Here is a 24,403-nt window from a genome sequence, read left to right as displayed (position 1 = left end):
CTAACCGTTCCGCGCCAGCGCCCGCGTCAATGCGTGATACGAGGCTTTGGGCGTGCGCTTCAAGCTGTCGAAATCGACATGCACCAGGCCGAAGCGCTTTTCGTAACCGAGCGACCATTCGTAATTGTCGAACATCGACCAGCAGTAATAGCCCTGCACGTTCGCGCCCTGCGCGATGGCGCGCTGCACGGCGGCCAGATGCTGGCCGATGTAGTCGGTCCGCTCGGGGTCCTGGAACGGGCTGGGCGAGGCCATGCCGTTTTCGGTGATGAAGATCGGCAGGCCGCGGGAATATTCCGCCTGCGTGCGCAGCAGGAACCATTCCAGCCCCTCGGGGAAGATTTCCCAGCCCATCTGGGTCCTCGGCAGCGGGCCTTCGACTTCGGCGGTGTGCGGCCAGGGGCCGGGGTCGGGGGCGATCAGTTTGCGGGTGTAGTAGTTCAGCCCGCACCAGTCGACCGGGGCCGAGATCAACGCCATGTCGTCCTGCCAGTTCGCCGGCATGTGGGGGCCAAGGCCTTGCAGCGCAAGGGCGGGGTATTCGCCGTGGAAGATGCCGCCCAGGAACCAGCGGTTGTAGATCGCGTCGTAACGGGCGGCGGCAGCGGCCGCTTCGGGGCTGGCACCGTCCGGATCGGCCCATTCCAGGTTGCAGACCGCGCCCAGGTTCGGCACGCCAAGGCCGCGCATGACCTCGATCGCCCGACCGTGCGCCAAGAGGACGTGGTGCATCGCCCGCGCGGTGGCGCGGATGTCGCGCAGCCCCGGCGCGTGGATCCCGAGGAAATGCGACAGCCAGCCGACGCACCAGGGTTCGTTGATCGGTGCTGTGGACCAGACGCGGTCGCCGATGCGGCGCATCAGCACCTCGGTGTAGTCGGCGAACCAGCCGGCGATGTCGCGGTTGCGCCAGCCGCCCAGATCGGCCAGGGCCGAGGGCAGCTCCCAATGATAGAGCGTCAGCGCGGGCTTCAGGCCACGGTCCACCATGCCATCGACGAGGCGGTCATAGAAATCCAGACCCTCGGGGTTGGGCGCCCCGCGCCCCTGAGGCAGGACGCGGGCCCAGGAGGCGGAGAAGCGGTAGACGTCCAGGTTTGCGGCGGCGATCAGGTCCAGGTCTTCCGCCCAGCGGTGGTAATGGTCGCAGGCCCGCGCGCCGGTTTCGGCCCGGACCACGTTGCCGGGCGTTTCGGCGAAATCGTCCCAATGGGTGCGGCCGGCGCCGCCGAAGGCGTGGCCCTCGATCTGGTAGGCCGAGGTCGCGGTCCCGAACAGGAATCCTTGCGGGAACTGGGCGCGGGCGGGCAGCATGGGCGGCTCCTTCAGCGGGGGGCGGGGCCGGTGGACTGGCCGATGACAAGGTCGGCTTCCAGAAGGCGGGTCGGCGGCGGGTCTTGCGGGCGGGCGATCAGGCCCAGCAACATTTCGGCGGCGATACGGCCGGCGTCGCGCACCGAGGACCGGGTGGCGGTGAAGATCGGCACGTCCTCGCCGTTCTTCATGTAGGAAAGGTCGTCGTCGTGGATGATGACGGAAACATCGCGGCCCAGCTTCAGCCCGCGCTCTTCGACGGCGCGGCGGATGCCCATGCCGGAAATCATCGAGGCCGCCAGAAAGGCGGTCGGTGGCCGGGGCAGGGCCAGCATCCGGGTGGCGGCGCGGTAGCCCGAAACCTCGGTCATCTCGTCGCTGGCCATCAGGGCGGGGTCGGGCGCGATGCCGCGGGCGGCCAGCGCGTCCAGGTATCCGGCGCGGCGGCGCATGGCGAAATCCATGAACTCCAGCCCGTTGACCAGCGCGATGTGGCGGTGGCCCAGGTCCAGCAGGAATTCCGTCGCGCGCTGGAAGGCGCGGCGGTTGTTCACATCGACCCAAGGGTAGGGCAGGGTCACGCCCGAGGCGCGGCCGTGGACGACGAAGGGAAGCCCGATCTCGTGCAACAGCGCGATGCGGCGGTCTTCCATCTTGGGCGCGTGGACGATGACGCCATCGACGTTGCCCTTGGAGCGCAGCGCGCGGTAGGTGTCTTCCTCGTCCTCGTCGGGCACGACGGACAGCACCATGTCATAGTCGTTGCGCGAATAGGTCTCGCCCGCGCCGGCGATGAAATCGGCGAAGATCGGGTTGACGATCTCATGCCGGGTGGCGACCGGGATGACATGGCCCACCGCCATGGCGCGGCCGGTGGCCAGCCGGATGGCGCGGGCGTTGGGGCGGTAGTTGTGCCGCTTGGCTGCGGCCATCACCCGTTCGCGGGTGGCCTCGTTCACTTCGGGGTAACCGTTCAGCGCCCGGCTCACCGTGGTGGGCGACAGGCCCAGCTTGGTGGCGAGTTCCTTGAGGTTCATGGCGGGACTGGCTCAAAGCGGTTTCAATCGACCGGACTGTAACGGGTGATGAACAGGAGTCAAAGCCATTCGTTTGCAAGCGAACCCGCGTTAGACGGGCATTGCTGCAGGTGCAAAAGCGCTTTGGATTGACTTGGGCTGGCGGATGGGCAAGGCTGCCATATCCAAAGCGGTTTGAAACCGATTCTGCCGCCATGGGAAAACGCTCCGTCAACCGGGCGGGGCAATCGGGAGGATTGCGAATGAAGACCAAGCTTTATGTCAGCGCCGCGGTGCTGGCTCTGGGTGCGGGTGGCGCCTTTGCGCAGGACCTGAAGTTCCCCGTCGGCGAGGGCGCCTTCAACTGGGACAGCTACAAGGCCTATGACGAGGCGACCAATCTGGACGGCCAGACGCTGACGATCTTCGGCCCCTGGCGCGGTGAGGACCAGGTGCTGGTCGAGTCGATGCTGGCCTATTTCACCGCCGCCTCGGGGGTGAAGGTGAACTACTCGTCGTCCGAGAATTACGAGCAGCAGATCGTCATCGATTCCGAAGCCGGCAGCCCGCCGGACATTGCCATCCTGCCGCAGCCGGGCCTGATCGCCGATCTGGTGAAGAAGGGGTTCGTGGCGCCGCTGGGCGAGGACACCCAGAAATGGCTGGCCGAGAATTATGCCGCCGGCGACAGCTGGGTGGGACTGGGGTCCTATGCCGGCCCCGACGGCACCAAGGCGCTTTACGCGTTGCCCTACAAGATCGACGTGAAATCGCTGGTCTGGTACAGCCCCGAGACCTTCGAGGACGCGGGCTATGACGTGCCCGAGACGATGGAAGACCTGAAGGCGCTGACCGACAAGATCGTCGCCGATGGCGGCACGCCCTGGTGCATCGGGCTGGGGTCGGGCGGGGCCACCGGCTGGCCGGCCACCGACTGGGTCGAGGACATGATGCTGCGCACCCAGGCGCCGGAAGTCTATGACCGCTGGGTGACCAACGAGCTGGCCTTCAACAGCCCCGAAGTGGTGGGCGCGATCGAGGAATTCGGCGCCTTCGCCAAGACCGACGCCTATGTCGCCGGCGGCGTGGCGGCAGTGGCCGCGACCGACTTCCGCGACAGCCCCAAGGGCCTGTTTGCCTCGCCGCCGCAGTGCTACATGCACCATCAGGCCAGCTTCATCCCGTCGTTCTTCCCCGAAGGCACGGTTGTCGGGCAGGATGCCGACTTCTTCTACTTCCCGGCCTATGCCGGAAAGGACCTGGGCAAGCCTGTCTTGGGGGCGGGCACGCTGGCCTTCATCACCAAGGACACCGAAGCCTCGCGCGCGTTCATCGATTGGCTGAAGACGCCGATCGCGCATGAGGTCTGGATGGCGCAGTCGGGCTTCCTGACGCCCTTGAAGAGCGCCAACCCGGAAACCTACGGCAGCTCGGTCACCCGCAAGATGGGCGACATCCTGCTGAACTCGACCACCTTCCGGTTCGACGGGTCGGACCTGATGCCGGGCGCGGTGGGCGCGGGCACGTTCTGGACCGGCATGGTCGATTATGTCGGCGGCAAGTCGGCGCAAGAGGTGGCCGACGCGATCCAGGCCAGCTGGCCGAAGTGATCTGACTGCGCAAGGGGCGCGGGCGGAGCGATCTGCCCGCGCGACCCATGTCGCCATTCATCCGATCGCCACGGGAGGGGTAAGACGATGCATCCGGCCTTGCAGGCCTTTGTGGTCATTCTTGTCGGCGTCGGCGGCTGCGTGGGGTATTTCTACGCCTCGAACCTGGTGCTGGACAAGATCCTGTTCCCCGCCCGTGGCCCGCATGCCGGGCGCAACATCAACCGGGCGAGCGCAATCCGGCCCTGGCTGTTCCTGTTCCCCGCACTGGCGCTGCTCTGCCTTTACCTCGCCTATCCGGTCTTCGCGACCGCCTGGTTGTCGCTGCATGGAAGGTCCGGCCAGTTTGTCGGCGGCGCCAACTACATCGCCATGTTCGGCGAGCCGAAGTTCGCGGAATCGCTGAAGAACAACATGCTGTGGCTGGTGGTGGTGCCGGCGGCATCCACCGCCTTCGGCTTGCTGGCGGCGCAACTGACCGACCGCATCAAGTGGGGCAACATCGCCAAATCGCTGATCTTCATGCCGATGGCGATTTCCTTCGTCGGGGCATCGGTGATCTTCAAGCTGATCTATGATGCCCGCGATGCCGAGGTGGCGCAGATCGGCCTGCTCAACGCGCTGTGGCTGAAGTTCGACGGCGGGCCGGGGTCGTTCCTGTTTCTCAAGCTGTTGCCGTTCCTGCTGGTCATCGCCTTTGTCGTGCTGGCGGTGGCGCTGGCGGGCTATGCCGCGCAGGCGGTGGCGCAGACCCGCAAGGATTTCAACGGCCGTCTGCTGGCCGGCGGCATCGTCTTTGCGCTGCTGGTGGTGCTGTATGCGATCTGGGGCGCGGTGGGCAGCCTGTGGGGGCTGGTGATGTGGGCGCCGCCCTTTGGCCAGCCGCAGAACTGGCTGCAACTGCCGTTCTGGAACAACTTCTTCCTGATGGCCGTGCTGGTCTGGATTCAGACCGGCTTTGCCATGGTGATCCTGTCGGCAGCACTCCGCGGCGTGCCGGAAGACACCATCGAGGCCGCCATCATCGACGGCGCCAACCCGTTCCAGATCTTCTTCAAGATCAAGGTGCCGCAGATCATGGGCACCATCGTCGTGGTCTGGACGACGATCACCATCACGGTGCTGAAGGTGTTCGACATCGTGCTGGCGATGACCAACGGCCAGTGGGAGACGCAGGTGCTGGCCAACTACATGTACGACAAGCTGTTCCGCTCGCTGGACTGGGGCATGGGCTCGGCCAGTGCCATGATCATCATGCTGCTGGTGACGCCGATCCTGGTCTGGAACGTGTGGAACGTCCGCAAGGAAATGAAGTAGGGGGCGGGGTCGATGGACAACATTGCCGGCAAGAAACCCGCCCTTCTGTGGGCCGTTCACATCTCGGTCGTGGCGCTGGTGCTGTTGTGGGTCGTGCCGACCTTCGGGCTTCTGGTGTCCAGCTTCCGCACCGGCGACCAGATCGTCAGTTCCGGCTGGTGGCAGGCGCTGTCGACGCAGGAAACCCAGCAACCGGCGATCCGCGTGGCCGGGGACGAGGTGGAAAAGGACGGCGCCTTTGTCATCGAGGGCAATCTCTATGAGACCACCGGCACCACGATCAGCCGCTGGGGCACCTCATCGCGCGAGCCCGAGGCCTATGCCCCGGGCGAGACCGCCAGCCTGGACGACGGCGTGACGCTGACGGTGCAGCCGGATGGCGCCTATGTGCTGAGTTCTCCGGCCACCACCGCCGAGATGCGGCTGCCACGGGTGTTCACCACCGCCTCCTCGCCGCCCGAGTTCACCGTGAACAACTATTCCAATGTGATCGCCTCGCCCATGGCGGGGCAATCCATCGGGCAGGCCTTCCTGAACACGCTGACTGTTGCCATTCCGGCAACGATCATCCCGATCCTGGTGGCGGCCTTTGCGGCCTATGCGCTGGCCTGGATGGAGTTTCCGGGGCGCGCGCTGCTGGTGGCCTTCATCGTGGGCCTGCTGGTGGTGCCGCTGCAACTGGCGCTGATCCCGCTGTTGCAGTTCCACAACTGGATTGGCATCGGCAAGGGGTATCTGGGCATCTGGATGGCCCATACCGGGTTCGGGTTGCCGCTGGCGATCTATCTCTTGCGCAACTACATGGTCGGCCTGCCGCGCGACATCATCGAGAATGCGCGGGTGGACGGCGCCACCGATTTCCAGATCTTCGTGCGGATCATCCTGCCGCTGTCGTTTCCGGCGCTGGCCAGTTTCGCGATCTTCCAGTTCCTCTGGACCTGGAACGACCTGCTTGTCGCGCTGGTGTTCCTGGGCACCGGTAACGACCAGCAGGTGCTGACCGGCAATCTGGTGAACCTGATGGGGTCGCGCGGGGGGGATTGGGAAATCCTGTCCGCCTCGGCCTTCGTGTCGATCGCGGTGCCGCTTCTGGTGTTCTTCTCGATGCAGCGGTTCCTGGTGCGGGGCCTGCTGGCCGGATCGGTGAAGTGAGATGACGCAGACCGACCCCGACTGGTGGCGCGGCGCGGTGATCTATCAGATCTACCCGCGCAGCTATCAGGATTCGAATGGCGACGGGATCGGTGATCTGAAGGGCATCACCGCCCGGCTGGACCACATCGCCCGGCTGGGGGCCGATGCGATCTGGATCAGCCCGTTCTTCACCAGCCCGATGAAGGACTTCGGCTACGACGTCAGCGATTATTGCGACGTCGATCCGATGTTCGGCACGCTGGCCGACTTCGACGCGCTGGTGGCCCGCGCTCATGACCTGGGCCTGAAGGTGATGATCGACCTGGTGCTGTCGCATGCCTCCGACCAGCACCCGTGGTTCAAGCAAAGCCGCAAGGACCGGGTGAACGACAAGGCCGACTGGTTCGTCTGGGCCGAGCCCAAGCCGGACGGCACGCCGCCGAACAACTGGCTGTCGGTGTTCGGTGGGCCGGCCTGGCAATGGGATGCGCGGCGGCAGCAGTATTACCTGCACAATTTCCTGACCAGCCAGCCCGACCTGAACTTGCACCACATGCCGGTGCAAGAGGCGCTCTTGGACGCGGCGCGGTTCTGGCTGGAACGCGGGGTGAACGGCTTCCGGCTGGACACCATCAACTTCTACTTTGCCGACAAGTACCTGCGCGACAACCCTTCGCTGCCGCCCGAGCTGCGCAACGACAGCATCGCGCCGAAGGTGAACCCCTATAACCATCAGGTTCACCTGTTCTCGAAGAACCAGCCCGAGAACCTTGATTTCCTGCGCAAATTCCGCGCCGTCCTGAACCCCTTCAACGCCGCCGCCGTGGGCGAGGTGGGCGATGCCCAGCGCGGCCTCGAGATCATGGCCGAGTATACCTCGGGCGGCGACAAGGTGCAGATGTGCTATCCGTTCGAGATGCTGCAGCCGACGCGGCTGACCGCCGGGGCCCTGGTGGAAACCTTTGCCCGGATGCAGGCGAAGGCGCCGGACGCCTGGCCCTGCTGGGCCTATTCCAACCATGACGTGATCCGCCACGTCACCCGCTGGGGGCTGTCTGACGCCGCCGCGCGCAGCTATACGGTGCTGCTGATGTGCCTGCGCGGTTCGGTCTGCCTGTATCAGGGAGAGGAACTGGGTCTGCCCGAGGCGGATGTGGCCTTGGAAGACCTGCAAGACCCCTATGGCATCGAGTTCTGGCCCGAGTTCAAGGGCCGCGACGGCTGCCGGACACCGATGGTCTGGGTGTCGGACAACGCCTCGGGCGGGTTCACCACTGGCAAGCCCTGGCTGCCGGTCGATGCGCGGCACCTTGGCCGCTCGGTCGCGGCGCAAGGTGACGAGGCGGGGTCGATGCTGGCCCACTATCGCCACGCGCTGGCGTTCCGGCGTGCGCATGAGGTGCTGCGGACCGGCGCGATGGACGGGATCGCGGCGGCGGGCGACGTGGCGCGTTTCCTGCGCCGGGGGGACGAAGTGCTGTTCTGCGCCTTCAACCTGGACGAAAAGGCGGGCAGCGTCGCCTTGCCGGACGGGACATGGGAGCAGATCGGGACCGAGCTTGGATCGGTGCCGGTCGATGCAGCGGAAATCCACCTGCCGGGCTGGGGCTTTGCCCTGGCGCGGCAGGCGTAGGGAAGGGGGGACGGATGGCCGATCTGGTGCTGAAGGACGTCGAGAAGGCCTATGGCGAGGTCAAGGTGTTGAAGGACATCAACCTTGACATCAAGACGGGCGAGCTGATTGTCTTCGTCGGCCCCTCGGGCTGCGGGAAATCCACGCTGCTGCGGATGATCGCGGGGCTGGAAAAGATCTCGGGCGGCGAGTTTTCCATCGACGGGGTGCGGATGAACGACGTGCCGCCGGCGCAGCGCGGCATCGCCATGGTGTTCCAGAGCTATGCCCTGTACCCGCACATGACGGTGCGCGAGAACATGTCCTTCGCGCTGCGCATCGCCAAGAAATCGCAGGCCGAGATCGACAAGGCGGTCGACAAGGCGGCGAAGATCCTGCAACTGACGCCTTATCTCGACCGTCTGCCCAAGGCGCTGTCGGGCGGCCAGCGGCAGCGGGTGGCCATCGGGCGCAGCATCGTGCGCGACCCCAAGGTCTATCTCTTCGACGAGCCGCTGTCGAACCTGGACGCCGCCCTGCGGGTGGCGACCCGGATCGAGATCGCCCAGCTGAAAGAGGCGATGCCGCAATCGACCATGGTCTATGTCACGCATGACCAGGTGGAAGCGATGACCCTCGCCAGCCGCATCGTGGTGCTGGCGGGCGGCGGGATCGCCCAGGTCGGCAGCCCGCTGGAACTGTACGAACGCCCGCAGAACGAATTCGTGGCGCAGTTCATCGGCAGCCCGTCGATGAACCTGATGGCGGGCGAGATCACCGGCACCGGGGCAAAGACCACGGTCAGGCTGGCGAATGGCGGCATGGCGGTGTCGGCGGTGCCAACGAACGCCGCCGACAAGGGCCTGCCGGTGAACATCGGCGTGCGGCCCGAGGACCTGGTCGAGGCGGCGGGGAAATCGCCGGCCGAGGCGATCTTCACCGGCGAGGTGGAAATCACCGAGGCCCTGGGCGAGGTGACGCTGCTCTACTTTCGCCGTCAGGGCGAGGCGGCGCAGGTGGTGGCCAAGCTGCCCGGCATCCGCCCGGAACTGCGGCGCCGGACGGTGTCGCTGGGCGCCGATCCGAAGAAGGTGCACCTTTTCGCGAACGGCACGTCGCTGCTGTATCGCTGAGCGCCTAGCCAGGCCAGCCGACCATTGCGAGGAACCCGAGCCACAGGCCGCAAAGCACGGCCCCCGACATCACGCTGACCCAGAGGGTCAGGCGGATAGAAGGCACGGGCTTGGTGGCGGTTGCAGAGCGTCGGGTCATGTCCCGATAGAGCCGGACAAGGGTTTCCGAATCGCTAACGGCCGCGTCGCAAGGCGGAATTCGAAGTCGAATTCCGTGCACGATTTCCGACTTCGGAAATCGGCTGCTTCGGTTGGACTCAGCGCGTCTTGCGGGCGTGGAAGATGAAGCCGAGGAAGTTCAGCAGCACCTGCGCAGCCAGGATGGCGGTCGATCCGGAGTGATCGTAGTCGGGCGCGACCTCGACAAGGTCGATGCCGACGATGTCATGCGTCCGGGCCACGCCTTGCAGGATTTCCAGCACTTCATAGTAGAGGAATCCGCCGTGGCTGGGGGTGCCGGTGCCCGGCGCGATGGAAGGGCAGAAGCCGTCAATGTCGATGGTGACATAAAGCCGGGCGCCGGCCGGGATGCGGGCCAGCACGGCCGCACGGCCGAGCGCCCGCACCTGCCGCACCGACAGGATGTCGTCGCCCATGGCGCGGGCCGCGTCATAGCCGTCTTTCGCGGTGCTGCTGACGTTGCGGATGCCCAGCGCGGTGATGCCGGTCACATGTTCTTGCTCGGCCGCGCGGCGCATCGGATTGCCGTGGCCGTGGCGCACGCCGTGGCGCACATCGACGAAATCGAGATGTGCGTCGATCTGCAGGATGTGGATCGGGCCGCGCCCGGCAAAGGCGCGGATGCAGGGGATGTTCACCGAGTGATCGCCCCCCAGCACCACCGGCAGGGCGCCGGCGTCGAGGATGGCGCGCACGCCGGTCTCGATGTTGGCGTGGCTGGTCTCGGTGTCGGTGTGGACGATGTCGGCATCGCCGATGTCGACGATGCGGACGTCCGATCCCAGATAGGTGCAGTCGTCTTCATGGTCATAGGCGCCGGCATGGCCGAAGGAGAACAGCGTCGAGGCCTCGCGGATCGCCCGCGGCCCGAAGCGGGCGCCGGCGCGAAACTGGGTACCGAAGTCGAAGGGCGCGCCGAGCACGGCCACGTCGGCCCGGATCGCGCCCCAGTCGGCAAGGTAGGGCCGTTTGCCGAAGGTGGAGATCCCGACGAAGGGCAGGTTCAGCCGCCCGCTTTCGTAGCCATGTCCGCTCATGTCCCGTGCCTTTCGCTGCCGCCCGGCGGCGCAGCATGAAAGGCGGCGCGGGGCTTGTCCAGCCCGCGCCCGGGGGGCCAGGGGGGCGCCCTCGGGGGGCATCGAGCCCCCGCTCGGCCGCGTTGCCACGGCATGCGGCACCGGTTCTGCTTGAACCCGGGGCCGGAATGCGCTGGGGTGCCGGCCGACAACGGAGTGTGGCATGGCAAACGACCCGGTGAACTTTCGCCCGAAGGCATATCCGCCGCCCGAGTTCCCGCCGCGCAAGGCGCCGGCCTTTGCCCGCACGCCGCCGGCGGTCTTTCCGGTGATCCTGGGTCTGCTGGGTCTGGCGCTGGCACTGCGGGCCGGGCTGGCGCGGGTGGGTCTGCCAGAGGGCCTGGGCGATCTGGTGGCCGGCCTGGTGCTGCCGGTCTGGGCCTTCGCCGTCCTTTCCTATGGCGTCAAGCTGGCGCGGCGGCCGGGGGTGATCCTGGACGACCTGAAGGTGATGCCGGCGCGGGCGGGGCTGGCGGCGGCGACGATGGGCGGAATGGCGGTTGCGGCGCTGCTGGCCCCTTTTGCGCCGCGCGTGGCGCTGGGGATGCTGGCGATTTCCCTGGTCGCCCATGCCGGGCTGGCGCTGCTGGTCGGCCGCGTGCTGGCGGCGGCGCCGCCCGAGGGGCAGGCGGTCAACCCGGGCTGGCATCTGACCTTCGTCGGCTTCATCGTCGGCGGTGTGGCCGCGGCCCAGCTTGGCCTGCCGGGCCTGGCGCGCGGGTTGCTTTGGGCAACGCTGGTGCCGGCGGCGGCGATCTGGGGCGTCAGCCTGGTGCAACTGATTCGTCGGGTGCCGCCGGCGCCGCTGCGGCCGCTTCTGGCCATTCACCTGGCGCCGGCCAGCCTGTTCGCCACGGTGGCGGCGCAGACCGGGCAGGAGGGCCTGGCGCTGGCCTTCGGCGTGCTGGCGCTTGGCATCTTCCTGGCGCTGGCGCTGGGGTTCCGCTGGATCACCGAAGCCGGGTTCTCGCCGCTTTGGGGGGCCTTCACCTTTCCGCTGGCCGCCTTTGTCGCGGCCCTGATCCGGCTGGGCGGGGTCTGGACCGGCGCCGGCCTTGGCCTTTTGGTGGTGGCGCTGGTGGCGGTGCCGGTGGTGGCCTGGAAGGTGCTGTCGCTGTGGCCCGGCGGGCGGCTGGCAGGCAAGACCAACGCGGCCGAGGCGTGACGGACGCCCGTTCGCCTTGGCCGGTGTTGTCAGGGCCGATCAGGCGGCCGCGCGACACGGATCAGATCAATCCGACCCAGGCACGGGCGATGGCCAGGCCATGACCGTCGGCCGCGGCACCGCGGGTGCGCGCCAGTTCCGGGTGACGGGCGGGCCAGCCGGGGTCCGTGCGTTCGATCAGGTCGGGGAATTCGCGGGTCCAGTCGGCCACCACGGCGCGGCTGGCCTCGAAATGGAACTGCATGCCATAGGTGGCGCGACCGATGCGGAAGCTCTGGTTCGGTGCGGCGGCTGAGCCGGCCAGCCGGACCGCGCCCGTGGGCAGGCTCAAGGTGTCCGAGTGCCACTGGAAGATCGGGAATTCGCCGGGCAGGGCGCCCAGCACCGGGTCGGTGCGGCCGGGGTCGGTCAGCGCCACGTCGCACCAGCCGAATTCTGGCGCGGCGCCGAGGTGGTTTTCCGCCCCGAAGGCCCGCGCCAGCAGTTGCGAGCCAAGTCAGATGCCCAGCACCGGCCGGTCCGCCGCGGCATAGGCCGCCATCAGCCGGGCCAGCGCGGGCAGGTAGGGGTGGGTATGGTCGTCCCGTGCGGATTGCTCGCCGCCGAAGACGACCAGCGCTTCGGCCTCTGGCGCCTGCGGCAGGGGCTGGCCGGTCCAGGGCTTGAGAAGGTCGATCTTCGCCGCCGCCTCGTGCAGGGCCACGCCGACCTGGCCGTGGTGGGTGACCTTGGTGTTTTCCACGATGGCGACGCGCATCAGCTTCTCCGTCCGGCAGCCCGGCACAATCTGCATGGGGCGGCCCTGCTTTCAAGCCCAAGATGCGGCTTTCCCCCTTGCGCCCGGGCTTGGGCCGTGAAACAGGGAACCGCCAAACGATGATCCCCCAGGAGTTCCCCATGGAGATTCGCGAGGCCCTCACCTTCGACGATGTCCTGCTGGTTCCGGCCGCCTCTTCGGTGCTGCCGTCCGATGCCGACACGGCGACCTTCGTCACCAAGTCCATCCGGATGAACATTCCGCTGCTCAGCAGCGCCATGGACACCGTGACCGAGGGCCGCATGGCCATCGCCATGGCCCAGGCGGGCGGCATCGGGGTGATCCACCGCAACCTCGACACCCAGGCGCAGGCGCGCGAGGTGCGGCGGGTGAAGCGCTTCGAATCCGGCGTGGTCTACGCGCCCATCACCCTGCGCGCCGACCAGACCCTGGCCGACGCCAAGGAGTTGATGGAGCGCTACAACATCACCGGCTTTCCGGTGGTGGATGCGGACAACCGCGTTGTCGGCATCGTCACCAACCGCGACATGCGCTTTGCCAGCGACGACCGCACCCCGGTCAGCGTGATGATGACCAGCGAGAACCTGGCCCTGCTGAAAGAGCCGGTGGACCGCACCCAGGCGATCAGCCTGATGAAGGCACGCCGGATCGAGAAGCTGCTGGTCACCGACGGCGCCGGAAAGCTGACCGGCCTGTTGACGCTGAAGGACACCGAGAAGGCCGTCCTCAACCCGCATGCCTGCAAGGACGAGATGGGCCGGTTGCGCGTTGCCGCTGCCTCGACCGTGGGCGATGCCGGGTTCGAGCGCAGCCAGGCGCTGATCGAGGCCGGCGTGGACATGGTGGTGATCGACACCGCGCATGGCCACAGCGAAGGCGTGGCCCGCGCGGTGGAACGCATCAAGCAGCTGTCCAATACCGTGCAGGTGGTGGCCGGCAACGTCGCCACCGGCGAGGCGACGCGGGCGCTGATCGGTGCCGGCGCGGATGCGGTCAAGGTCGGCATCGGCCCCGGCTCGATCTGTACCACCCGGATCGTCGCGGGCGTGGGCGTGCCGCAACTGACCGCGATCTTCGATTCCGCCCGCGCGGCCGGCGACATTCCGGTGATCGCCGATGGCGGCATCAAGTATTCCGGCGACTTCGCCAAGGCCATCGCGGCGGGCGCGTCCTGCGCCATGGTCGGCAGCGCCATCGCCGGCACCGACGAATCGCCCGGCGAGGTGATCCTGTGGCAGGGCCGCAGCTTCAAGGCCTATCGCGGCATGGGCTCCATTGGCGCCATGGCGCGCGGGTCGGCCGACCGGTATTTCCAGAAAGAAGCCAGCAGCGACAAGCTGGTGCCCGAGGGGATCGAGGGGCAGGTGCCCTACAAGGGCTCGGCCCAGGCGGTGATTCACCAGATGGTGGGCGGCTTGCGCGCGGCGATGGGCTATACCGGCTGCGCCACGATTGCCGAGATGCGCACGCAGTGCCAGTTCGTGCGGATCACCGGCGCGGGCCTGAAGGAAAGCCATGTCCATGACGTGCAGATCACCCGCGAAAGCCCGAACTACCGCGCCGGCTGACCGCGGCTTGCGACGCTACACTGCCTTGCCGGCGCCCATCCGGGGCGGCCATCAGCGGGGGGGCCCTCAGGCGCGAAAAAAGGACCGCCAGCCATGAAGCAATCGATTCTCATGGAGAAGTATCCGGTCTTCGAACTGACCGTGCCGAAGGCGGAAACCACCTGCGCCGACATCGACGCCGTGATCGACCGCCTGCGCGCCCGCATCGAGGCGCATCCCAAGGTGGCCTATATCGCCACCTTCGACCACTTTGCCCATACCTCCGCGATCGGCGGCAGCATCGCGCCGCAGATCAAGGCCGCCAAGAACATCGTGTTCTGCTTCGGGGTGCATCTGCCGAACCCGCATGTGCTGGCGGTTCGCCCGCGCGCCATCGGCGTGGCCGATCTGGGCGACAGCTTCCACCTGGCCTTCCTGGAGCCGCCGATGGAACTGGCGACCACCGAGATGGAGGCCTGGTGCAAGGCGCTGGCCGACCGGACCTGATGCCGCCATGACCCCTGCCGCCCGCGCCGCCGCCGCAATCGAGGTGCTGGACCGCGTGCTGGCGGGCGAGTCGGCCGAAAAGGTGCTGACGGCCTGGGCGCGGGCGTCGCGCTTTGCCGGCTCGGCCGACCGCGCGGCGGTGCGCGATCTGGTGTTCGAGGCGCTGCGCTGCCGGCGGTCCTTTGCGGCCCTGGGCGGCGGAATGACCGGCCGGGGTCTGGTGCTGGGTGGCTGGCGGGCCGCCGGTCGCACGCCCTGGGACGACGGTCCGCACGCCCCGCCGCCGGAAGGCCCCGCGGACCAGGGCCGCCCGCCCCAGGGGGCCGAGGCGCTGGACGTGCCGGATTGGCTGGAACCGGCCCTGCAGCGGGCGCTGGGGGCGGACTATGCGCCGGTGATGCAGGCGATGCGCCAGCGTGCGCCGGTGGTGCTGCGGGTGAACGCCGCAAGGGCCGCGCGCGACGCGGCGGCGGCGCGGCTGGCCGCCGAAGGCATCGCCACGCGGCCCCATCCCCTGGCGGCTTTCGCGCTGGAAGTGACCGAGGGCGCGCGCAAGGTGCAGGCCTCGCAGGCCTATGCGACGGGCCTGGTGGAATTGCAGGATGCCGCGTCGCAGGCGGTGGTCGAGGCGCTGCCGCTGCGCGACGGAATGCGGGTGCTGGACCTCTGCGCCGGTGGCGGCGGCAAGACCCTTGCCATGGCCGCCCGCGCCCGGCTGGCGCTCTGGGCGCATGATGCGGCACCGCGCCGGATGGCCGACCTGCCGGCCCGCGCCGCCCGCGCCGGCATTGCCGTCAGCCTGACCGACCGCCCCGAGGCGACCGCGCCCTATGACCTGGTGCTGGCCGACGCGCCCTGTTCGGGCAGCGGCAGCTGGCGCCGCGACCCCGAGGGGAAATGGGCGCTGACGCCTGACCGGCTGGCCGATCTGACCGCGGTGCAGGCGCAGATCCTGGACCGCGCCGCCAGCCTGGTCGCGCCGGGCGGCGTGCTGGCCTATGCCACCTGTTCATTCCTGCGCGAAGAGAATGAGTCGCAGGTTGCGGCCTTTCGCGCCCGCAGCCCCGGCTGGACCCTGGACCGGGAGGCCCGCTTTACCCCGTTGCAAGCGGGTGACGGTTTCTTTCTTGCCATTCTAAGGCGCGCCTGAGGCGGACGGATCAACTTGCAGATGTTTTCCGGCTTCGGTTAAGTGCTGGTTAATCATTGTGGGCCTAGTGATGCGGAAGGGAATTCCGTGACGGAGGGCTGCGTGCTGGGGCCGGAAGTTGAACTCAGGGCCGCGTTGGCGACCACCGACGGAACCCGTCGCGGGCTGCCGTGGCTGGTGGCGGGCGCCATGCTGTGCCTTTCGCTGGCGGTCTATTCGGGTTCGACGCTGGTGCGGCTGAGCCTGATCACCACCGGGCTGGCCATCCTGCTTGTGGCCGGCGCGATGATGATCCTGGCGCGCAAGGGTCACCGGGGCGAGGCGCGGCTTGCCCGCCAATTGACCACCCTGGTCGGCGAAGACGCGGCGCCGTGCTTCTCGACCGACGAACTGGGCCAGATCCTGTATCGCAACGTCGCCGCCCAGGCGCGGTTCGGCGACAACCCGACGGCAACCCTGGTGGGGGTGCTGCACGAACAGTTCGCCTCGCCCTCGGCGGTGCTGTTCCGGCTGCAGACGCGGGCGGCCAGCGGTGGCGCCGCGCGTGAGGATGTGGTCACTCGGCGCGGTCATCTGCGGCTGTCGGTGCACCGGGTCGAAGAGAACCGCTTCCTGTGGCGGCTCGAGGAATTCCAGGACCGCACCCCTGCCGGCCGCGGGGCGGAAGCGCTGAGCCTGCCGATGGTGGTGGCCAACCGCAACGGCGTGGTGCTGTTCTCGAACGAGGCGATGCGCCGGCTCCTGGGCGAACGGCCCAAGCGGCTGGACCGCATCTTCGTGCAGCCGAAATTCCAGACCGGCGAAGAGGTGGACATCGTCACCCCCGGCGGTCAGATCCGCGCCGTCGTGGCCGAGGTCGAGGGCATCGGCGACCGTCGCGAGATCTTCCTCTTGCCGGCGCCGGAACGCTCGGACGCCGACACGATGACCACCGATTTCGAGAACGTGCCGGTGGCGCTGATGAAATTCGGCGCCGACGGGGCGATGCGCAGCGCCAACCGGGCCGCGCGCGAACTGCTTGGCGATATCCCGCTGGCCGGGCTGTCGTTCCACGACCTGTTCGAAGACCTTGGCCGGCCGGTTCAGGACTGGCTTGCCGACGTGATCGCCGAGCGGCTGCCGGCCGGGGCGGAAGTGCTGCGGATGCGCCGGGCGGGGGAAGAGGCCTTCGCCCAGGTGCAGTTGCGCCGGATCGTCGAGCAGGGCCGCAGTGGGGCGCTGGCGATCCTGTCCGACGCGACCGCGCTGAAGAAGCTGGAAGCGCAGTTCAACCAGAGCCAGAAGATGCAGGCGATCGGCCAGCTGGCCGGCGGCATCGCGCATGATTTCAACAACCTGCTGACCGCAATCTCGGGCCACTGCGACCTTCTGTTGCTGCGCCACGGGCGCGAGGACGGCGATTTCGCCGATCTTGAACAGATCCGCCAGAACGCCAACCGGGCGGCGGCGCTGGTCAGCCAGTTGCTGGCGTTCTCGCGCAAGCAGACGCTCAAGCCCGAGCGGCTGGATCTGCAGGACCTGCTGTCGGACCTGACCCACCTGTTGAAGCGGCTCCTGGGCGAGAAGGTCGTTCTGCGCTTCGCTCACGACCCGCTGCTGGGCCCGATCCGGGCCGACAAGCGGCGGCTGGAGCAGGTGCTGATGAACCTGGTGGTCAACGCCCGCGATGCCATGCCCGATGGCGGCACGATCCGCATCGAAACCGAGGCGCTGGCGCTTGCCGAGGCGACGGTGCGCGACAAGGCCACCGTGCCGCCCGGGGAATATTCGGTGATCCGGGTGATCGACACCGGCACCGGCATCGCGGCCGACAAGATCGACAAGATCTTCGAGCCGTTCTTCACCACCAAGAAGGTGGGCGAGGGAACGGGCCTGGGCCTCTCCACGGTCTATGGCATCGTCAAGCAGTCGGGCGGCTATGTCTTCGTCGCCTCCGAGCCGGGCAAGGGCACCACCTTCGATCTGCTGTTCCCGGTGCATGAACTGGCCGAGGGCGAGCATGTCCCGCTGCCCTCCGCGCCGCAGGAGGAACCGTCGCGGCTGCTGCTTCGCAAGGGCGAGGGCGTGGTGCTGCTGGTCGAGGATGAGGCTCCCGTGCGCGCCTTCGCCAGCCGGGCGTTGCGGATGCGCGGCTATACCGTGCTTGAGGCCGAAAACGCCGAAGAGGCACTGAAGACGCTGGAAGATCCGGCACTTGAGGTCGATGTCTTCGTGACCGACGTGGTGATGCCGGGGCTGGACGGCCCGTCCTGGGTGAAGATGGCGCTGGAGGATCGGCCGAACGTCAAGGTCGTCTTCGTCTCGGGCTATGCCGAGGATTGCCTCAGCGAGGATCAGTCGCGCATCCCGAACTCGGTCTTCCTGCCGAAACCCTTTTCGCTGAACGACCTGACAACGACGGTGCAGAACCAGTTCCACTGATGCGGCTGCAGGATGGGGAGCGGTCTCGCCAGGCCGCCCGCCAGAGCGGCAGGGCAAGCAGTCGCGCAAGCTCGCGCTGCCGCCGGACCTCGCGGCGCAGCGGATCGGGCGACGAAGCGGGCCGCGTGGCAAGGCAGACTGCGCGGCAAGGCGGGCGGCGGAACGGACCGAGCGCCAGAGCGGATTGAACGGCGCAGCGGACTGCGCAACGACGCAAATTGCGCGGTGGAGTGGACTGCGGAACGCACCGTGCGGCGCTGAGGACTGCGCTGCACCGACGACTGTGCGGCGCAGCGGACCGCGTCGCGGAACCGACCGAGCGGCAGAGCGGACTGGGCAGCGGAACGGACCGAGCGCCAGCGCGGATTGCGCGGTGCAGCGGACTGGCGGCGAAAAGGACCGCGCAGGGAAACCGATCGCCCAGCAGAACCGGCAAGGGCGGAGCGGACGGAGTGGTGCAACACAGGGTGCGGCCGCAAATCAACCCTGGCGAGGCGCCGGTCCTGCGCCGCTAGACCTGCAAGCTGGCGTGAAGGGCGAAATCCTCTGCGGCCACCTCGTGCAGAAGCGCCTCGGTTTCGGGTGACAGCTCGGTCGCGCGCGAGGGCGAGACGTTGAGCCGGGGCAGGATGATCTCGCAATCCAGCCGGTCTTCCAGGAAGTGGACGAAGGTGTCGATCTCCTCATAGCGGAACAGCCGGTCCACCCCCTGGCCCTGACGCGGTTTCAGGAACCGCGCTTGCGAGCCGACATCGGCAAAGGCCGGGCGAGGGTCGCTGCACCAGCCGCGGACGAAGTCGTCGAAGCTTTTGCCGGCGGTGCTTTTCCCGGGGTCGGCCTGGTCGTCGCGGCCGCGGAAGCGGTACCAGGACCCCAGCCAGTCGCGCGGTTCCCGCATCAGCGCGACCACGGTCCAGTCGGCCTTCGACGCCGCCTCGAGGTAGGGTCCGAAGAACCGCCGGAACCGGTGCACGGTGGTGTGCTTCAACACCGGCGGACGCTGGATTGACACCGCCGCCAGCGATTCGAGGGCCGAGGCGATGGCGGTGGACCCGGTCTTCGGCGTGGCCAGGAAAACCAGCCTCTGCTCCCAGAACACCAGCATGTCCGTCCCCTTTTTTCTTCGTTCCGGCCCTTCCGGCCGGTTTTCCTCGGTCGCCGTAAACTATCCCTTAACGGATTCGCGCAAAAGCTGATTTTACGAGAATTTGGTTGAAATGTTCCGCTTTTGATCCCATAAGAACGGGAACGAAAAACGAACACAGGCAAGGATTGCCGCCCCAGGGTGGCTGTGGAATAAGGGAGACGGGAATGTCGGCGGCGAACCTTTTCGACCTCGGGAGCAAACGGGACATGGACAAGCAGAAGGCGCTGGAAAGCGCGCTGCAGCAGATCGAGCGGCAGTTCGGCAAGGGCTCGATCATGCGGCTGGGTGCCGACAGCCCGGCGATGGACATCGAGTCGACCTCGACCGGTTCGCTGGGCCTGGACATCGCGCTGGGGATCGGCGGCCTGCCCAAGGGGCGGGTGGTTGAAATCTACGGGCCGGAGAGCAGCGGCAAGACCACGCTGACCCTGCATGTGGTGGCCGAGGAACAGAAGAAGGGCGGCGTCTGCGCCTTTGTCGACGCCGAACACGCGCTGGACCCGCAATATGCCAAGAAGCTGGGCGTCAACCTGGATGAACTGCTGATCAGCCAGCCCGACACCGGCGAGCAGGCGCTGGAAATCGTCGACACGCTGGTGCGGTCGGGCGCGGTCAGCCTGATCGTGGTCGACTCGGTTGCCGCGCTGACGCCCAAGGCGGAGCTGGAAGGCGACATGGGCGACGCCACCGTCGGCGCCCAGGCCCGGTTGATGAGCCAGGCGATGCGCAAGCTGACCGCCAGCATCGGCCGCACCAACTGCATGGTGATCTTCATCAACCAGATCCGGATGAAGATCGGCGTGATGTTCGGCAGCCCGGAAACCACCACCGGCGGCAATGCTCTGAAGTTCTATGCCAGCGTGCGGCTGGACATCCGCCGCATCGGCGCAATCAAGGACCGCGACGAAGTGGTCGGCAACACCACTCGCGTCAAGGTGGTGAAGAACAAGGTGGCGCCGCCGTTCAAGCAGGTGGAATTCGACATCATGTATGGCGAGGGCATCTCGAAGACGGGCGAGCTGGTCGACATCGGCGTCAAGGCCGGCGTGGTTGAAAAGTCGGGCGCCTGGTATTCCTACAAGGACGAACGCATCGGCCAGGGCCGCGAGAACGCCAAGACCTTCCTCAAGGCCAACCCTGCCATTGCGGCCGAGATCGAGGACAGGATCCGCGCCGCCAACGGGATGGATTTCACCCTGGTCGCCGGCCCGGACGATGGCGAGGCCGGCGAGGACTGAACCCCGTCGCCGGGCAGGATTTCAAGGGCCGGAGGGGCAACCTTCCGGCCCTTTTTCCTGGCCTGCCGCATCCCCCGTGGACAGGGCTGCCTGCCGCCGCTACATGAGGGCGAAACCGCAGGAAATTCCCTGAAAGGCCCGGCCCATGGCGTCGCTCAACGACATCCGTTCCACCTTCCTCGACTTCTTTGCCAAGAACGGCCACCGGGTGGTCGAGAGTTCTCCGCTGGTCCCGCGCAACGACCCGACGCTGATGTTCACCAACAGCGGCATGGTGCAGTTCAAGAACCTGTTCACCGGAGTGGAAACCCGCGACTACAAGCGCGCGACGACGGCGCAGAAATGCGTGCGGGCGGGCGGCAAGCACAATGACCTGGACAATGTGGGCTATACCGCGCGGCACCACACGTTCTTCGAAATGCTGGGGAATTTCTCGTTCGGCGACTATTTCAAGGACACGGCCATCCCGCTGGCCTGGGAGCTGTTGACGCGCGACTTCGGGCTGGACCCCAAGCGCCTGCTGGTCACCGTCTATCACACCGACGACGACGCGGCGGCGATCTGGAAAAAGGTCGCGGGCCTGGGCGATGACCGGATCATCCGCATTCCCACCAACGACAACTTCTGGATGATGGGCCCCACCGGCCCCTGCGGCCCCTGCACGGAAATCTTCTACGACCACGGCCCGCACATCTGGGGCGGCCCGCCCGGCAGCGCGGAAGAGGACGGCGACCGCTTCATCGAGATCTGGAACAACGTCTTCATGCAGTTCGAGCAGTTCGAGGACGGCAGCCGCCGCGACCTTGAGGCGAAGTCGATCGACACCGGCATGGGGCTGGAGCGGATCGGCGCGCTCTTGCAGGGCAAGCACGACAACTATGACACCGACCTGATGCGTAGCCTGATCGAGGCCAGCGCGCATGCCACCAGCAGCGACCCCGACGGCCCCGGCAAGACCAGCCACCGGGTCATCGCCGACCACCTGCGCTCGGTCAGTTTCCTGGTCGCCGATGGGGTGATGCCCAGCAACGAAGGCCGCGGCTATGTGCTGCGGCGGATCATGCGGCGCGCCATGCGGCACGCCCACATGCTGGGCGCGCAGGACCCGGTGATGTTCAAGCTGGTGCCGGCGCTGGTGCGCCAGATGGGCGCGGCCTACCCGGAACTGACCCGGGCGCAGGCGCTGATCGAGGAAACGCTGAAGCTGGAAGAGACCCGGTTCAAGCAGACGCTGGACCGCGGGCTGAAGCTTCTGGATGACGAGTTGTCGCGCCTGCCGGAGGGCGCCGAACTGCCGGGGCAGGCGGCCTTCAAGCTGTACGACACCTACGGTTTCCCGCTGGACCTGACGCAGGATGCTTTGCGCGAAAAGGGCAGGGCGGTGGAAACCGCGGGCTTCGACGCGGCGATGGCCGAGCAGAAGGCCAAGGCCCGCGCCGCCTGGTCCGGCAGCGGCGAGGCGAAGGACGCGAAGGTCTGGTTCGAGATCGCCGAAGACAAGGGCGTGACCGAATTCCTGGGCTATGAGACGGAAACCGCCGAGGGCGTGATCCTGGCGCTGGTCCGCGACGGGGCGGCAATCGACCGTGCCGAGGCCGGGGAAACCGCGCAAGTGGTGGTCAACCAGACCCCATTCTACGCGGAATCGGGCGGCCAGGTGGGCGATACCGGCTGGATCCGCACCGACACCGGCCTGGTCGAGGTGACCGACACCCGCAAGGCCGCCGGGGTGTTCATCCACATCGGCCGGGTGATCGAGGGCAAAGTGTCGCGCGGCGAGCCGGCGAAGCTTGAGGTCGCGCACGGGCGGCGCAGCCAGATCCGCGCCAACCACTCGGCCACGCACCTGCTGCACGAAGCCCTGCGCCGCGCGCTTGGCGAGCATGTCGCGCAGAAGGGCAGCCTGAATGCGCCGGACCGGCTGCGGTTCGACTTCTCGCACAGTCAGGCCCTGACCGCCCCGGAACTGGCGCAGGTGGAAACCGAGGTCAATGCCTTCGTCCGCCAGAACGCCCCGGTCGACACCCGGATCATGACCCCCGACGACGCCCGCGCCATCGGCGCGCAGGCGTTGTTCGGCGAGAAATACGGCGACGAGGTCCGGGTGGTGTCGATGGGGGTGCTTGACGGCTCGGGCAAGGGCGCCGAGGGCCGGACTTACAGCCTTGAGTTGTGCGGCGGCACCCATGTGGCGCGCACCGGCGACATCGGCGCCTTCGTGCTCTTGGGCGACAGCGCGTCAAGCGCGGGCGTGCGGCGGGTCGAGGCGCTGACCGGCGAGGTGGCCCTGCAGCATCTGCGGGCGCAGGATGCCCGGCTGGCCGACATCGCGGCCGTTCTCAAGGCCCCGGTGACCGAAGTGGTAGACCGGGTAAGGGCCCTGTCCGACGAACGCCGCGCCCTGCTCAACGAGGTGGCGCAGTTGCGGCGCGACCTGGCGATGGGCGGAAGATCAGCCGGGCCGGACGCGAAAGAGATCAACGGAATCAAGCTGATCGCGCAGGTTCTTCAAGGTGTTTCCGGGAAAGACCTGCCCGCCCTGGTGGATGAGATGAAGGCCCGCGTCGGCAGCGGCGCGGTGCTGCTGATCGCCGATACCGGCGCCAAGCCCGCCGTGGCGGCCGGCGTCACCGCCGACCTGACGGATCGCCTGTCGGCCGTCACCCTGGTCAAGGCCGCGGCCGAGGCGATGGGCGGCAAGGGCGGCGGCGGGCGGCCAGACATGGCGCAATCCGGCGGCGCCGACATCGCGCTGGCGGAGGCGGCGATCAAGGCCGCCGAAGCCGTGCTGGGGGGCTGAGGCGATGCCCACCGCGTTCTGGATCGCCCATGTCACCGTGACCGACGCCGAAGCCTACGGCCGATACGCCAAAGGCGCGACCGAGGCCATCGCCGCGCATGGCGGCGTCTTCCTGGCCCGCGGCGGGCGCTACGTGCAGCTGGAAGGCACCGACCACAGCCGCAACGTGGTGGCACGCTTTCCCAGCCTGGAGGCCGCGGTGGACTGCTACCACTCGGCCGCCTATCAGGCCGCGCTGGCGCATGCCAAGGGCGCGGCGGTGCGCGATCTGGTGGTGGTCGAAGCCGCCGACTGACCCGCGATCTGCCGGGATTCGCGGCAATTTGATCGCAAACGGCGGAATTCCCGGCCTGACGGCTTGTCGGAAAACTGTTACCTTGGTCATATCGGAGCAGACCTCGCACAGGCGCCAAGGACCGCAACAAGGTCTACGCGGGCGGGGGCAGGCGGAAGGGTTTGACAGATGTGCCGTTGGGCAGCCTATGCGGGTGCGCCGATTTTTCTTGAAGATATCGTGTCCCGGCCAGGACACAGCCTGATCCACCAGTCGCATTGCGCCACGCAGTGCCACAGCGCGATCAACGCCGACGGGTTCGGCGTTGCCTGGTATGACGAACGCCCCGAACCGGGGCTGTATCGCGACGTGATGCCGGCCTGGAGCGACCCGAACCTGCGCAGCCTGACCGCGCAGGTGAAATCCGGCCTGTTCCTGGCGCATGTCCGCGCCTCGACCGGCACCGCCACCAGCCGCAACAACTGCCATCCCTTCGTGCAGGGTCGCTGGTCTTTCATGCACAACGGCCAGGTCGGCGGCTACGATGCCTTTCGCCGCGATGCCGACATGCTGATCCCCGAAGCGTTGTACACCCATCGAAAGGGCGCGACCGACAGCGAGGCGTTGTTCCTGGTCGCCTTGGCCGAGGGGCTGGATGACGATCCGCGCGCGGCCCTTGAACGCGCCTCGGCCCGGTTCATCGCGCTGGCCCGGGCCAAGGGCGCGCTGCCGCATCTGCGCATGACCGCCGCCCTGTCTGACGGCCGCCGGCTTTACGCCGTACGCTACGCCACTGACGAGGCGGCGCCGTCGCTGTATTACCGCTGGTCCGACACGCGGCAAGGCATGGCCGTGGTCTCGGAACCGCTGGAAAGCGATGAAGGCGGCTGGACCGAAGTGCCAGCCGCCTCGTTCTGCAGTTTCGAGGGCGACGCGGTTCGCGTCGAAGAGTTCCGGCCGTGCCGGCTGGCCCTGGCGGCCTGA

20 protein-coding genes are annotated in these 24,403 nt (G+C 67.6%); 14 read left to right on the top strand and 6 right to left on the bottom strand.

Features of this window, described 5'->3' with window-relative positions; all coding sequences use genetic code 11:
• Both LHP98_RS03785 and LHP98_RS03780 read right to left on the bottom strand, forming a co-directional pair.
• Entirely contained in the window at positions 1-1,314 is a 1,314-nt protein-coding gene (locus tag LHP98_RS03785; RefSeq protein WP_227251139.1) for a GH1 family beta-glucosidase, read from the bottom strand.
• 11 nt (positions 1,315-1,325) lie between these two features.
• Positions 1,326-2,351, bottom strand: a complete 1,026-nt coding sequence (locus LHP98_RS03780; RefSeq protein ID WP_227251138.1) for a LacI family DNA-binding transcriptional regulator — start codon at positions 2,349-2,351, stop codon at positions 1,326-1,328.
• Positions 2,352-2,593: 242 nt separating this feature from the next.
• On the opposite strand from LHP98_RS03780, the gene LHP98_RS03775 reads away from it, so the two are divergent.
• The 5 genes from LHP98_RS03775 to LHP98_RS03755 all read left to right on the top strand — a co-directional run bounded on the left by LHP98_RS03775 (position 2,594) and on the right by LHP98_RS03755 (position 9,136).
• Positions 2,594-3,940 carry an ABC transporter substrate-binding protein gene (locus tag LHP98_RS03775; RefSeq protein ID WP_227251137.1) on the top strand — a complete coding sequence of 449 codons (1,347 nt, stop codon included), beginning with the start codon at positions 2,594-2,596 and terminating at the stop codon, positions 3,938-3,940.
• Positions 3,941-4,027: 87 nt separating this feature from the next.
• Positions 4,028-5,257 carry a carbohydrate ABC transporter permease gene (locus tag LHP98_RS03770; RefSeq protein WP_227251136.1) on the top strand — a complete coding sequence of 410 codons (1,230 nt, stop codon included), beginning with the start codon at positions 4,028-4,030 and terminating at the stop codon, positions 5,255-5,257.
• A gap of 12 nt (positions 5,258-5,269) precedes the next feature.
• The gene (locus LHP98_RS03765) at positions 5,270-6,409 is read left to right on the top strand and encodes a carbohydrate ABC transporter permease (protein ID WP_227251135.1); all 1,140 of its coding nucleotides are present in this window, start codon (positions 5,270-5,272) and stop codon (positions 6,407-6,409) included.
• Position 6,410: 1 nt separating this feature from the next.
• Positions 6,411-8,024 carry an alpha-amylase family glycosyl hydrolase gene (locus LHP98_RS03760; RefSeq protein ID WP_227251134.1) on the top strand — a complete coding sequence of 538 codons (1,614 nt, stop codon included), beginning with the start codon at positions 6,411-6,413 and terminating at the stop codon, positions 8,022-8,024.
• Between the two features lie 14 nt (positions 8,025-8,038).
• Positions 8,039-9,136 (top strand): ABC transporter ATP-binding protein, encoded by a 1,098-nt coding sequence (locus tag LHP98_RS03755; RefSeq protein ID WP_227251133.1) that lies wholly within the window; start codon positions 8,039-8,041, stop codon positions 9,134-9,136.
• Between the two features lie 257 nt (positions 9,137-9,393).
• Here LHP98_RS03755 and speB read toward each other — a convergent pair whose 3' ends face one another.
• Complete coding sequence (gene speB / locus LHP98_RS03750) at positions 9,394-10,353, bottom strand: agmatinase (protein ID WP_227251132.1); 960 nt, start codon at positions 10,351-10,353, stop codon at positions 9,394-9,396.
• Positions 10,354-10,555: 202 nt separating this feature from the next.
• Here speB and LHP98_RS03745 point away from each other — a divergent pair, with 202 nt between their 5' ends.
• On the top strand, positions 10,556-11,557 hold the full coding sequence (locus LHP98_RS03745) for a tellurium resistance protein (RefSeq protein ID WP_227251131.1): 1,002 nt from the start codon (positions 10,556-10,558) through the stop codon (positions 11,555-11,557).
• 61 nt (positions 11,558-11,618) lie between these two features.
• Here LHP98_RS03745 and LHP98_RS03740 read toward each other — a convergent pair whose 3' ends face one another.
• Both LHP98_RS03740 and LHP98_RS03735 read right to left on the bottom strand, forming a co-directional pair.
• Positions 11,619-11,975, bottom strand: coding sequence for a type 1 glutamine amidotransferase (locus LHP98_RS03740; protein WP_227251130.1), 357 nt, complete (start codon positions 11,973-11,975; stop codon positions 11,619-11,621).
• 78 nt (positions 11,976-12,053) lie between these two features.
• A complete protein-coding gene (locus tag LHP98_RS03735) occupies positions 12,054-12,314 on the bottom strand; it encodes a hypothetical protein (RefSeq protein ID WP_227251129.1) in 261 nt (86 codons plus the stop codon).
• A 140-nt stretch (positions 12,315-12,454) separates the two neighbouring features.
• Here LHP98_RS03735 and guaB point away from each other — a divergent pair, with 140 nt between their 5' ends.
• From guaB to LHP98_RS03715, 4 genes are all read left to right on the top strand, one after another.
• Positions 12,455-13,903, top strand: a complete 1,449-nt coding sequence (gene guaB, locus LHP98_RS03730) for an IMP dehydrogenase (protein ID WP_227251128.1) — start codon at positions 12,455-12,457, stop codon at positions 13,901-13,903.
• 93 nt (positions 13,904-13,996) lie between these two features.
• Positions 13,997-14,389 carry a DUF6858 family protein gene (locus LHP98_RS03725; RefSeq protein WP_227251127.1) on the top strand — a complete coding sequence of 131 codons (393 nt, stop codon included), beginning with the start codon at positions 13,997-13,999 and terminating at the stop codon, positions 14,387-14,389.
• 7 nt (positions 14,390-14,396) lie between these two features.
• Complete coding sequence (locus LHP98_RS03720; RefSeq protein ID WP_227251126.1) at positions 14,397-15,539, top strand: RsmB/NOP family class I SAM-dependent RNA methyltransferase; 1,143 nt, start codon at positions 14,397-14,399, stop codon at positions 15,537-15,539.
• A gap of 189 nt (positions 15,540-15,728) precedes the next feature.
• Entirely contained in the window at positions 15,729-17,960 is a 2,232-nt protein-coding gene (locus LHP98_RS03715; RefSeq protein WP_227251552.1) for an ATP-binding protein, read from the top strand.
• A gap of 511 nt (positions 17,961-18,471) precedes the next feature.
• On the opposite strand, the gene LHP98_RS03710 is transcribed toward LHP98_RS03715, so the two are convergent.
• Positions 18,472-19,065: a hypothetical protein gene (locus LHP98_RS03710; protein WP_227251125.1), complete on the bottom strand. Its 594-nt coding sequence runs from the start codon at positions 19,063-19,065 to the stop codon at positions 18,472-18,474.
• 206 nt (positions 19,066-19,271) lie between these two features.
• On the opposite strand from LHP98_RS03710, the gene recA reads away from it, so the two are divergent.
• From recA to LHP98_RS03690, 4 genes are all read left to right on the top strand, one after another.
• Positions 19,272-20,345 carry a recombinase RecA gene (gene recA / locus LHP98_RS03705; RefSeq protein ID WP_227251124.1) on the top strand — a complete coding sequence of 358 codons (1,074 nt, stop codon included), beginning with the start codon at positions 19,272-19,274 and terminating at the stop codon, positions 20,343-20,345.
• 145 nt (positions 20,346-20,490) lie between these two features.
• Positions 20,491-23,145: an alanine--tRNA ligase gene (gene alaS / locus LHP98_RS03700; RefSeq protein ID WP_227251123.1), complete on the top strand. Its 2,655-nt coding sequence runs from the start codon at positions 20,491-20,493 to the stop codon at positions 23,143-23,145.
• A gap of 4 nt (positions 23,146-23,149) precedes the next feature.
• Positions 23,150-23,440 (top strand): DUF1330 domain-containing protein, encoded by a 291-nt coding sequence (locus LHP98_RS03695; protein WP_227251122.1) that lies wholly within the window; start codon positions 23,150-23,152, stop codon positions 23,438-23,440.
• Between the two features lie 168 nt (positions 23,441-23,608).
• A complete protein-coding gene (locus LHP98_RS03690) occupies positions 23,609-24,403 on the top strand; it encodes a class II glutamine amidotransferase (RefSeq protein ID WP_227251121.1) in 795 nt (264 codons plus the stop codon).

Origin of the sequence: Rhodobacter sp. Har01, from assembly GCF_020564565.1 — a bacterium.
Lineage (GTDB): Bacteria > Pseudomonadota > Alphaproteobacteria > Rhodobacterales > Rhodobacteraceae > Pseudogemmobacter.
This window is presented reverse-complemented; position numbering and strand designations above follow the sequence as displayed.

Coding starts and splice junctions, on each gene's coding strand:
- LHP98_RS03775 (WP_227251137.1), top strand. CDS start 2,594: ATGAAGACCAAGCTTTATGTCAGCGCCGCGGTGCTGGCTCTGGGTGCG.
- alaS (WP_227251123.1), top strand. CDS start 20,491: ATGGCGTCGCTCAACGACATCCGTTCCACCTTCCTCGACTTCTTTGCC.
- recA (WP_227251124.1), top strand. CDS start 19,272: ATGTCGGCGGCGAACCTTTTCGACCTCGGGAGCAAACGGGACATGGAC.
- LHP98_RS03690 (WP_227251121.1), top strand. CDS start 23,609: ATGTGCCGTTGGGCAGCCTATGCGGGTGCGCCGATTTTTCTTGAAGAT.
- guaB (WP_227251128.1), top strand. CDS start 12,455: ATGGAGATTCGCGAGGCCCTCACCTTCGACGATGTCCTGCTGGTTCCG.
- LHP98_RS03715 (WP_227251552.1), top strand. CDS start 15,729: ATGCTGTGCCTTTCGCTGGCGGTCTATTCGGGTTCGACGCTGGTGCGG.
- speB (WP_227251132.1), bottom strand. CDS start 10,353: ATGAGCGGACATGGCTACGAAAGCGGGCGGCTGAACCTGCCCTTCGTC.
- LHP98_RS03785 (WP_227251139.1), bottom strand. CDS start 1,314: ATGCTGCCCGCCCGCGCCCAGTTCCCGCAAGGATTCCTGTTCGGGACC.
- LHP98_RS03725 (WP_227251127.1), top strand. CDS start 13,997: ATGAAGCAATCGATTCTCATGGAGAAGTATCCGGTCTTCGAACTGACC.
- LHP98_RS03745 (WP_227251131.1), top strand. CDS start 10,556: ATGGCAAACGACCCGGTGAACTTTCGCCCGAAGGCATATCCGCCGCCC.
- LHP98_RS03735 (WP_227251129.1), bottom strand. CDS start 12,314: ATGCGCGTCGCCATCGTGGAAAACACCAAGGTCACCCACCACGGCCAG.
- LHP98_RS03770 (WP_227251136.1), top strand. CDS start 4,028: ATGCATCCGGCCTTGCAGGCCTTTGTGGTCATTCTTGTCGGCGTCGGC.
- LHP98_RS03755 (WP_227251133.1), top strand. CDS start 8,039: ATGGCCGATCTGGTGCTGAAGGACGTCGAGAAGGCCTATGGCGAGGTC.
- LHP98_RS03780 (WP_227251138.1), bottom strand. CDS start 2,351: ATGAACCTCAAGGAACTCGCCACCAAGCTGGGCCTGTCGCCCACCACG.
- LHP98_RS03695 (WP_227251122.1), top strand. CDS start 23,150: ATGCCCACCGCGTTCTGGATCGCCCATGTCACCGTGACCGACGCCGAA.
- LHP98_RS03710 (WP_227251125.1), bottom strand. CDS start 19,065: ATGCTGGTGTTCTGGGAGCAGAGGCTGGTTTTCCTGGCCACGCCGAAG.
- LHP98_RS03720 (WP_227251126.1), top strand. CDS start 14,397: ATGACCCCTGCCGCCCGCGCCGCCGCCGCAATCGAGGTGCTGGACCGC.
- LHP98_RS03760 (WP_227251134.1), top strand. CDS start 6,411: ATGACGCAGACCGACCCCGACTGGTGGCGCGGCGCGGTGATCTATCAG.
- LHP98_RS03765 (WP_227251135.1), top strand. CDS start 5,270: ATGGACAACATTGCCGGCAAGAAACCCGCCCTTCTGTGGGCCGTTCAC.